General features: G+C 64.4%; 13 protein-coding genes. 3 read left to right on the forward strand and 10 right to left on the reverse strand.

From position 1 onward, the window contains the following. The first annotated feature begins 49 nt into the window (after positions 1-49). Both PH605_RS22575 and PH605_RS22580 read left to right on the forward strand, forming a co-directional pair. Complete coding sequence (locus tag PH605_RS22575; protein ID WP_031233366.1) at positions 50-277, forward strand: DUF4160 domain-containing protein; 228 nt, start codon at positions 50-52, stop codon at positions 275-277. Beyond that, positions 270-674 (forward strand): DUF2442 domain-containing protein, encoded by a 405-nt coding sequence (locus PH605_RS22580; protein ID WP_065654181.1) that lies wholly within the window; start codon positions 270-272, stop codon positions 672-674. The genes PH605_RS22575 and PH605_RS22580 overlap by 8 nt, the downstream gene beginning before the upstream one ends. 5 nt (positions 675-679) lie before the next feature. Here the strand turns inward: PH605_RS22580 and PH605_RS22585 are convergent, their stop codons facing one another. Genes PH605_RS22585 through PH605_RS22595 form a run of 3 tightly spaced genes read right to left on the reverse strand, consistent with a single transcriptional unit; the run spans position 680 to position 1652 of the window. Then, positions 680-889, reverse strand: a complete 210-nt coding sequence (locus PH605_RS22585) for a rcc01693 family protein (RefSeq protein ID WP_142846191.1) — start codon at positions 887-889, stop codon at positions 680-682. After that, positions 886-1245: a gene transfer agent family protein gene (locus PH605_RS22590; RefSeq protein WP_142846189.1), complete on the reverse strand. Its 360-nt coding sequence runs from the start codon at positions 1243-1245 to the stop codon at positions 886-888. The genes PH605_RS22585 and PH605_RS22590 overlap by 4 nt, the downstream gene beginning before the upstream one ends. After that, a complete protein-coding gene (locus tag PH605_RS22595) occupies positions 1245-1652 on the reverse strand; it encodes a phage major tail protein, TP901-1 family (RefSeq protein WP_142846187.1) in 408 nt (135 codons plus the stop codon). Before PH605_RS22595 ends, PH605_RS22590 begins: the two co-directional genes overlap by 1 nt. 90 nt (positions 1653-1742) lie before the next feature. On the opposite strand from PH605_RS22595, the gene PH605_RS22600 reads away from it, so the two are divergent. Then, a complete protein-coding gene (locus PH605_RS22600) occupies positions 1743-2942 on the forward strand; it encodes an MFS transporter (protein WP_161987989.1) in 1200 nt (399 codons plus the stop codon). A gap of 7 nt (positions 2943-2949) precedes the next feature. Here the strand turns inward: PH605_RS22600 and PH605_RS22605 are convergent, their stop codons facing one another. From PH605_RS22605 to PH605_RS22635, 7 genes are all read right to left on the reverse strand, one after another. Next, positions 2950-3345, reverse strand: a complete 396-nt coding sequence (locus PH605_RS22605) for a DUF3168 domain-containing protein (RefSeq protein WP_078054262.1) — start codon at positions 3343-3345, stop codon at positions 2950-2952. Further along, positions 3342-3677: a phage head closure protein gene (locus tag PH605_RS22610; protein ID WP_142846185.1), complete on the reverse strand. Its 336-nt coding sequence runs from the start codon at positions 3675-3677 to the stop codon at positions 3342-3344. The genes PH605_RS22605 and PH605_RS22610 overlap by 4 nt, the downstream gene beginning before the upstream one ends. Before the next feature lie 3 nt (positions 3678-3680). Beyond that, the gene (locus tag PH605_RS22615; RefSeq protein ID WP_142846183.1) at positions 3681-4250 is read right to left on the reverse strand and encodes a head-tail connector protein; all 570 of its coding nucleotides are present in this window, start codon (positions 4248-4250) and stop codon (positions 3681-3683) included. 179 nt (positions 4251-4429) lie between these two features. After that, the gene (locus tag PH605_RS22620) at positions 4430-5698 is read right to left on the reverse strand and encodes a phage major capsid protein (RefSeq protein WP_142846175.1); all 1269 of its coding nucleotides are present in this window, start codon (positions 5696-5698) and stop codon (positions 4430-4432) included. Positions 5699-5728: 30 nt separating this feature from the next. Then, entirely contained in the window at positions 5729-6301 is a 573-nt protein-coding gene (locus tag PH605_RS22625; protein WP_142846173.1) for an HK97 family phage prohead protease, read from the reverse strand. 28 nt (positions 6302-6329) lie between these two features. Then, positions 6330-6650 carry a DUF6107 family protein gene (locus tag PH605_RS22630; protein WP_003521211.1) on the reverse strand — a complete coding sequence of 107 codons (321 nt, stop codon included), beginning with the start codon at positions 6648-6650 and terminating at the stop codon, positions 6330-6332. 195 nt (positions 6651-6845) lie between these two features. After that, complete coding sequence (locus PH605_RS22635) at positions 6846-8012, reverse strand: phage portal protein (RefSeq protein ID WP_142846171.1); 1167 nt, start codon at positions 8010-8012, stop codon at positions 6846-6848. Positions 8013-8127: the final 115 nt, after the last annotated feature.

The raw sequence follows: 8127 nt of genomic DNA on the forward strand, positions 1-8127 counted from the left end.
GATTCAACCCACACTCTTTTAAAACCCAACTTCTTGGGTTATGGTTCTCATGGTCACGGTTCTCCGCCAGCATGGCATGCGTTTTGTCATCTACACGGCCGATCACGAGCCGCCGCATGCTCATGTTTATGGAGAGGGTGAAGCCCGTATCGACATCGTCAGCCTCGTCGTTCTCACGCAGGGCGGCATGTCGGACCGGGATGTGCGGCGCGCCGTCGCCGTCATCGAGGAAAACCGGAAGCTGTTTATGGAAACCTGGAGACGATATCATGGTTGAGGTCAGCGATGCCGAACTCGCCGCCGCCAAGGAACGCTGGCAAAAAGAGCGCGCCGAGCGCCCTATTCCGGTTTCCGTGCGTTTCGAAACGGCCTCGGCCCGTGTCATCGTCGATTTCGCCAACGGCGCCTGCTTCATGTTTCCCGCGCGGGCGCTCGAAGGCTTGCAGGACGCGACCGCCGAACAGCTTGCGGATGTCGAACTGCTCGGCGAGACGGGTCTGCATTGGGAAACCCTCGATGTCGATTATACGATCAGCGGCCTGATGAACGGTATTTTCGGCAGCCGCACATTCATGGAAACGCAGCGCAAGGGCGGGCAATCCCGCTCTCCGGCCAAGGCAGCAGCCAGTCGCGCGAACGGTGCCAAGGGCGGCCGCCCACGAAAAATGCCCTGACGCCGTCACCCATCGGGAAACCGCCGCATCATCGCCTCCATCGCCTGACGGTCGGGGCCGCGGAGAACGGCGTTGCCGCCCGTCATCGCGAAGAATTCCCGCGGGGTCAGCCGCCAGAAGGTTTCGGAGGAGAGCCGCAGCAGGCAGAAGCCGGCATGGATCGCCGCCTCCCAGGGGAACGGGCGCGGCGTCGCCTCGCCTGCTGCGGCGCTCAAGGGTCCGTTGGCGTCTCGCCTTTCAGGCCGCCGAAGGTGGCGGTCAGAAGATCGGCGACGATGGCGGCATGGCCGGCAATGCCGCCTTCCACCGTGGCGGCGGCCACATCCTCGTCGGAAAAGACATTGCCCGCACCGCGCAGGCCCGCGCCGATCACCCTTATCATGTCGACCGCCTTCATGCGGCCGCTCGCGAAACGTTCGGCGAGCGCGGTGAGGTCGTCGGCTGCAAAGGCGGTTTCGAGTTCGGCCAAGGCCCCGAGCGTCAGGCAGAGAACGCGCCTTTCGCTGTCGATCAGCGCTTCGATCTCGCCGCGATGGCGGTTCGCCCGCCCGTAACGCAAACGCTCAGCCATCACAGCTCTCCGAATGCGAGAAGACCGGCCGATTCCAGCGCGATCTCGAATTGCACCTCGCCATCGTGACGGCCGGAATATTCGAGCGCCACGATCTGGAACGGCCCGGTAACGATGCCGAAACCGGGAATGACGATCTGCCAGCCGGAAATGCTGCCCGCAAAAAATGCGCCGCGCACCAGCGCATCGCTTGCCTGATCCTTGAAGATGCCGGAGGCCGTGAGCGACGCCCGTTGCACACCGGCGCCGGCAAGAAGCTCCCGCCAGCGCCCCGCGCTTTCGGCATCCGTCACGTCGACCGCCTGGGCATTGAAGGCCAGCCGCTTTGTCCTCAGCCCCGCGACGGTTGCATAGGAACCGGCATTGTCGATCTTCAGCAGCAGGTCCTTGCCCTTCTGCGCCACCATGTTGTTTCCTTTCGTCTCGATTGATGTTGCGGGGCTGCGACGGGCCTGCTACCAAAAGCGTTCCTGCACCTCGCACCCCGCGATCTCACCATGTCCGACGCTGCCCCCATGACGTCTCGCGCGCGCCTTATCGGCGTGCTTGCGGTCGGGCAGATCGTGAGCTGGGGTAGCGGTTTCGATATGCTGGCCGTCCTCGGGCCACGGATCGGTAAGGAACTGGCCATCACCAACGGCGTGGTTTTCGCCGGCCTCACGATCATGATGACCATCAGCGCCCTGTGCGGCCCATTGCTTGGACGAATGCTGATGCGCCACGGCGCGGCGCCGGTGCTGGCGGCCGGTTCGGTATTCTTCGCGGCCGGCTTTGCCGTGCTCGCCTTTGCGGGCGGGGCGGTGAGCTATCTCTTCGGCTGGGCCGTGATGGGTTTTGCCGCCACCTGCGGCCTGACGACGGCGGCCCATGCGGCCGTGGTGGAACGCGTGGGCGCGGAAAGCGGCCGGCTGCTGACGCTGCTGATGCTGTTCACCGGGCTTTCGGCGGCGGTTTTCCTGCCGGTCACGACGCTTGCCGATCAGCATCTCGGCTGGCGCGGGACGCTTGCCGCCTATGCCTGTCTGCAAATCTTCATCCTGCTGCCGCTCTATCTTTTCGTGCTTCCCGGCCGGCCGGCCCGAAAAGAGGCAAAGCCGAAAGAAGAGACGGCCATGTCGCCCTCACCGGTCGATACGCGGCGCGCCTTCGTGCTGCTGGCCGCCATGACGACGATCAGCGCGTTTACGACCTTCGGCCTGTCACCGCTCCTGCCGCTGCTTCTGGTTCAGGCCGGCGCAACGCAATCGCTTGCGGTGCAACTGGCATCGGCACGCAGCGTCCTTGCGATTACGGCGCGCGGGCTGGATTTCCTGCTCGGGAAGCACGGAAACCCCTTCCTAACCGCCATGATCGGCTTCTGTCTGCTGCTCTTTTCCCTGCTGCTCCTGCTCATTTTTGCCCCGGCCATGCCCGCCTTCATCGGTTTCATCGTTTTCTTCGGCTTTGGCGCCGGCGTGCTCACCGTCAGCCGGGCCGTGTTGCCGCTCGCGGTATTTTCGCCGGAAGAATATGGGCTTCAGGCCGCGCGCATCTCCCTGCCGCAGAACCTCGCCATTGCCGGGGCGCCGGTCATCTTCACCGTGGCGCTGGATCGCGGCAGCGTATCCGCCATGCTCACCATCGCCTCCGTGCTAATCGGCATTTCGTTTCTGCTGCTGATCGTTCTGTGGAAAACCGTGCGCAGGCAGGGTTCCTGAAACGGCGCTACTCCGTCACCGCCCTGAAGCGCATCTCCGCGATGAAATTCCGTGTCTTCGCCTCGCGCCGCGAGCGGCTGGAGAGAAGATGCAGATTGACGAGAGAAACGCCGGCAATCGGCAGCGCCGCATCATCGAGCAGGATCTTCACCCGTTCGACGATTTCGCCGGCACCCCTGCGGCCATTGGCATCGCTCCATATCTGCAGCGACAGAAAATGCTCCTCGGCTCTTTCCGTCGCCGTCGAATAGTCCCGGCTTTCGAGATCGTCGATAACGATGCACGGCAGAAGCGCGCGCGGCAGAAGCCGGTCGACGATGCCGCCGGGGACAAGCGCTGTCAGCGCTGCATCGCTGCCGAGCCTTGCGAAAATCGCCTGAAGAAATGCGTTGGCAGCGCTCATCGGCTTTCCTCCTCGCAGCGGCACACGATGAAGCGACGCGTCTCATCCGGGTCCATCACCGCCCGGATCGCCAGAATGCGGCGGCCCTTGCGAAAGCGCATGCCGGCGGCGATGTCGGCGCGGTAAGCCAGCCAGACGCGATGGGTGATCGTCACGCCTTCGGCCGAGGCCCGTTCATGCGATGCCTCCGAAACGGGTTCGATCGCAGCCCAGAGCGACCGCAGGAAATTCCAGCTTTCCGCAGCACCGCCCTGCCCGTCCGGCGTTTCGGTCCGCACGTCCAGTTCCAGCCGCGCCGTCAACCTGCCGGGATCGAGAAAAACAAGGTTCATCCCTCAAAGCCCCAGACGGCAGAAAGGCGCCACCAGCCGCTCGTAACCGGCGGGAATGGCGGCGGGCTGGTTTTCCGCGGCGACCGCGCCGCGAAAGGCGAACATCTGCGCCACATGCATCAGCATGGCGCGTTTCAGCGTGTCGGGCACATCCGTTCCCGCTTCGCCATAGCCGGCAATGAAATCGATCTCGATGCCGTTCATCGCTTTTCCGGGGGCCGGCGGATCGCGCAGCCACAGCCTTGCCGGCCGCGCCGCGCCATCGAGCAATTTTTCCATGGCGGTGATATCCACCGAGCGACCCTCACCGTCAAAAACCAGTATAGTTTCGATGGCTTGCACCGGTGTCCTGCCAATCGGAATCACGCCGTTCTCAGGCCACCGGTCGAGATAAAGCCGCCAGGTCTGGCGGATGAGGCAAAGTCCGGTCGTACGTTCCAGATGCTCGCGGGCGGTGCGGATGAGCGCGGCAAGAAGCGCATCCTCATCGCCGCTATCGAGACGCAGATGCGCCTTCACCTCGGCAAGCGTCAACGGCTCCGCCTGCGGCGGATGAATGAGGGCATAGGTCATGGGATCTCCGGACGAAAGGTAGTCGCATTAGCGAGCGGGCACCGCTTGTTTCTTCTCCCCGAGGGGGAGAGGTCCGCGGCAGCGGGATGAGGGGGCAAGGGTGGATATGTTCGGAGAGCTTGCCCCCTCCATCTGCCCCTTCGGGGCATCTTCTCCCCGGCGGGGAGAAGAAAGGGCGGTCAATTCACCCCGAATTTCACCAGCTTGATCGCCTCGAAATTCTGCACGCCGCCGCCCACGCGTTTAGTAGTGTAGAACAGCACATAGGGTTTGGCCGAATAGGGATCGCGCAGGATGCGCACCCCGGTACGGTCGACGACGAGGTAGCCGGCGCGGAAATCGCCAAAAGCGATGGCGAAGCTGTTGGCCGCCACATTCGGCATGTCTTCCGCTTCCGTCACCGGAAAGCCCATCAGCGAGGCCGGCTGGCCGGCAGCGGCGGGCGGATGCCACAGATAGGCGCCGCTGGTATCCTTGAAGCGGCGCAACGCCCCTTGCGTCTTGCGGTTCATCAGGAAGGTTCCGTTCTGGCGGTGGCCGGCCTTCAGCGCATAAACGGCATCGAGCAGCACATCCATCGGCCCGGCCGAGGCGAAACCGGCCGAAACGCCGGTCGCGACATAACCGATATTGCCCCAGTTCCAGCCATCATTGGCGACGGCGGTATAGGAAAGGAAACCCTTGGGCTTACTCGCGCCATCGCCGGCGATGAAGGCGGCGGCCTCCTGTTCGGCAAAAGCGATATCCACTTCGGAGGCGATCCAGGCTTCGATATCGACTGCCGCATCATCCAGCAGGCCCTGTGTGGCCGCCGGCATGGCGTAAAGCTCCATGGTCGGGAAGGAAAGCTCGGCAAGCTGCGGCGTTGCCGTTTGCGGACGCGCCGCCGTTTCGGAAACCCAGCCGGTCGTCATGCCGCCGGGCGAGAAGGGTTTCTTCAGCACGGCGGCGGAAACCTGCCGGACGGTCGCCAGCGCACGGATCGGCGAAATCGCCGTCATGCGCCGGCCGATCTCGCCATCGGTTTCGTTCGGCAGCAGAAAACCGCCATCGGCCCCGGTTGAACCGGCAAAGGCCTTGGCCTCCAGATCGCGCAACGCGCCCTCCTCGCCGCGACGGATATAGGCCTCGAAAGCGGCCTTGTGCTCTTCGGTATCGTGGGAAAGCGCATCCTTGCGGCCAAGCGCGGGACGCGCTTTCTTGAGCGCCAGATCGTCCATGATCCGGCGGTTGTCGTCGAGCGCCCTGTCGATTCGGTCGAGCTTGTCGCGGGTCACGACATCAGAGCCCATCTTGCGCTCGATATCGGCAAGCCGCTGGTCGTTGGTCTCGCGAAAGGCCTCGAAGGCCTCCATGAATTCGTCGAAGGCGGCCGTCATCGTATCGGGCACGGCCTTCACCTGCGGCGCGACGGTCATCGGGGCCGGTTTCGTCATCTGGTCTGTCATGTCGTTTCCTTGTTGGTGATTGTCCGGAAGTCAGCGTTTGGATGTCGTGTCGAACAGCGCGCGGGCGGCCCGGCGCATGGTGCGCACCAGCTCGGTCTCGCGGTCGCGGAAGAAGCGGGCATGCTTGACGTCGGAAACGCGCGCCGAGGGCAGCATCGGGAAGGTCACGACCGAGATTTCCCAGAGGTCGGCTTCCAGGATGCGCCGGACGCCGTGGCTCGCCGCCTTGCCGGAACGGACGGTGCGAAAGCCGATGGACAGCCCGTCCAGCGCCCCGGTCTTCATCAGCGAATGCACCTCGCGGGAGCGGGCGACGCCGGGGGCGAGAACGCCCTCGACATAAAGGCCGCGCTCGTCCTCGCGGATGGTGCGCCAGGCGCCGATGGGCTCGGCCGGATCGTGCTGGTAGAGCATGCGGATGCCGGGTGCGCCACGCTCTTCGATGGAGCGGCGGAAAGCGCCGCGCTCGATGACATCCTGACCGAGATCGACCTCGCCGAAGACGCTGGCATAACCGGAAAAGGTGCCATCGCTGGTAATGCCGCGCAGTTCCAGATTGGCGAATTTGCGCGTGGCGGGACGCGGCCCGCGATAAACGTGCATGGAAAACTCCTGCGATGTGAAGGAAGTGTCAGGCGCGCGGGCGCGCACCGTAACGGTCGGCGATGCGCACCAGCACGCCCAGCCCCCACCACGCGCCCATGCTGGCGGCGGCGGAACCCGCCACCATGATTTCCCGGCCCGAAAGCGCGCCGGCGATATCGAGCTGCTGCACGATCCACAGGCCAATAGGCCCGCCGAAGATCATGCCGCAGGAAACGCCGGTGATGAAACGGCTCGCGGCCTCGCGTCTGCTTTTCGGCAGGAGATAAACGAGCGACACACCCGCGCCCGCCACGGCGCCGGTGATGCGGGCGGCCCAGATGCCGGCCTCATTGGCGAATTCAGACATGGGTAATCATTCCGTTCTAGGATGTGGTTATCGGGCGGACGCGCCGCGTCGCACGCAGGCGCTTTTTGCGCGCCTGCGCCGGGTGATTTTGCGAATCTTCGGAATCGCTTGGACGGAAGACCTCACAGGGAGATTCCGCTTCTTCAGAAAATGATTGAACAGGAAACCGGGGTTTCGATCCCGCCCGGGCGGCGATCAGTAACCGACGGCTTCGCGCTTTTCCTCGTCGCTCAGGAACGAGGCCGCGCCGATGCGTGCCCAGAGCGCATCCCGCTCGCCGGCAAGCCCGGCAATCCTGTCGAGATCAGGTTCGAGCCTCAGGCCAGAGCCGAAGACCGGAGAAAGCCAGCCGCAGAGCCTCGCCGCCGTGCGATAAACGAGCGGCAGGACGGTGAGACGATAAAAGGCGCGGTTCGCCTCCTGGTAATTGGCATAGGTGTTGTCGCCGGGAATGCCGATCAGCATCGGCGGCACGCCGAGCGAAAGCGCGATATCGCGCGCCGCCCCATTGCGGGCCTCGAGAAAATCCATGTCGCGCGGCGAAAGACCCATGGCCTTCCAGTCGAGCCCGCCTTCCAGAACCAGCGGCCGGCCGGCATTCATCGCCCCCTGATAGCCTTCCTCCAGCTCACGCTTCAGCCGCTCATATTGTTCGGTGGAGAGATTGCCGCCCTCCTTCGGCTGGTAGACCAGCGCGCCGGATGGCCGGGCGGAATTGTCGAGCAGGCGCTTGTTCCACTGGCTTGCGGCATTGTGCAGATCGAGCGCGGCCCCTGCGGAGGCGAGCGGCGCAAAACCCGCCCGGTCATCCAGCGGATGGAAAAGTTTCAGATGCAAAAGCCCCAGCCCGTCGCGCTCGGCGGCGATGCGCCGGGAGGCGCGGCCCTCGGCGCGGTAATCATAGGCCACCGGCCAGCCATCCGGCCCCTCGACGATGCTGACCCGGTCGGGCCGCAGGAGATGCAGCTCGCGCAGCCGCCCGCCCACCATCAGCGGCTCGATATAGGCATTTCCGGCGAGCATGAGGTGACCATAAAGCGCCTCGAAGAAATCCGGCCCGCCCATATGGGCGCCCGGTTTTAAAAGCAGCGCCAGGAGCGGATGATCGGCGAGTTCCTCTTCGCCATCATAAAGCAGCCAGCTGACGGAAGCCGAGGTCTCCGCCACCATGCGGGCGGCCCGGTGCGCGACCGGGTTTTTCATGAAGCCCTCGCGGGCAAGTGCGGCATAGGACCGGCCCGACCAGAAGGCCTGCCTGCCCTGCACGGCAACCGCCATGAAGCCATCGGCCATTTTCCGGCTTTCAGGCACGGCTCTGCCATCCGCCGGGCGCAGCCACGGCAGGGAAAAGGGAAATCGCATGGAGTTGTCCTTGTTTTGATGGCGCGCGGCGTCGCTTCCTGCGGCGTCGCCCGCGTGGGGTTTTCACCGAAGGGTAGACCCTGAAATTTCTGACGAAGTCCTGAAAGCTCTCTTT

The organism is Agrobacterium sp. CFBP 3001, assembly GCF_027871605.1.
Classification (GTDB): domain Bacteria; phylum Pseudomonadota; class Alphaproteobacteria; order Rhizobiales; family Rhizobiaceae; genus Agrobacterium; species Agrobacterium leguminum.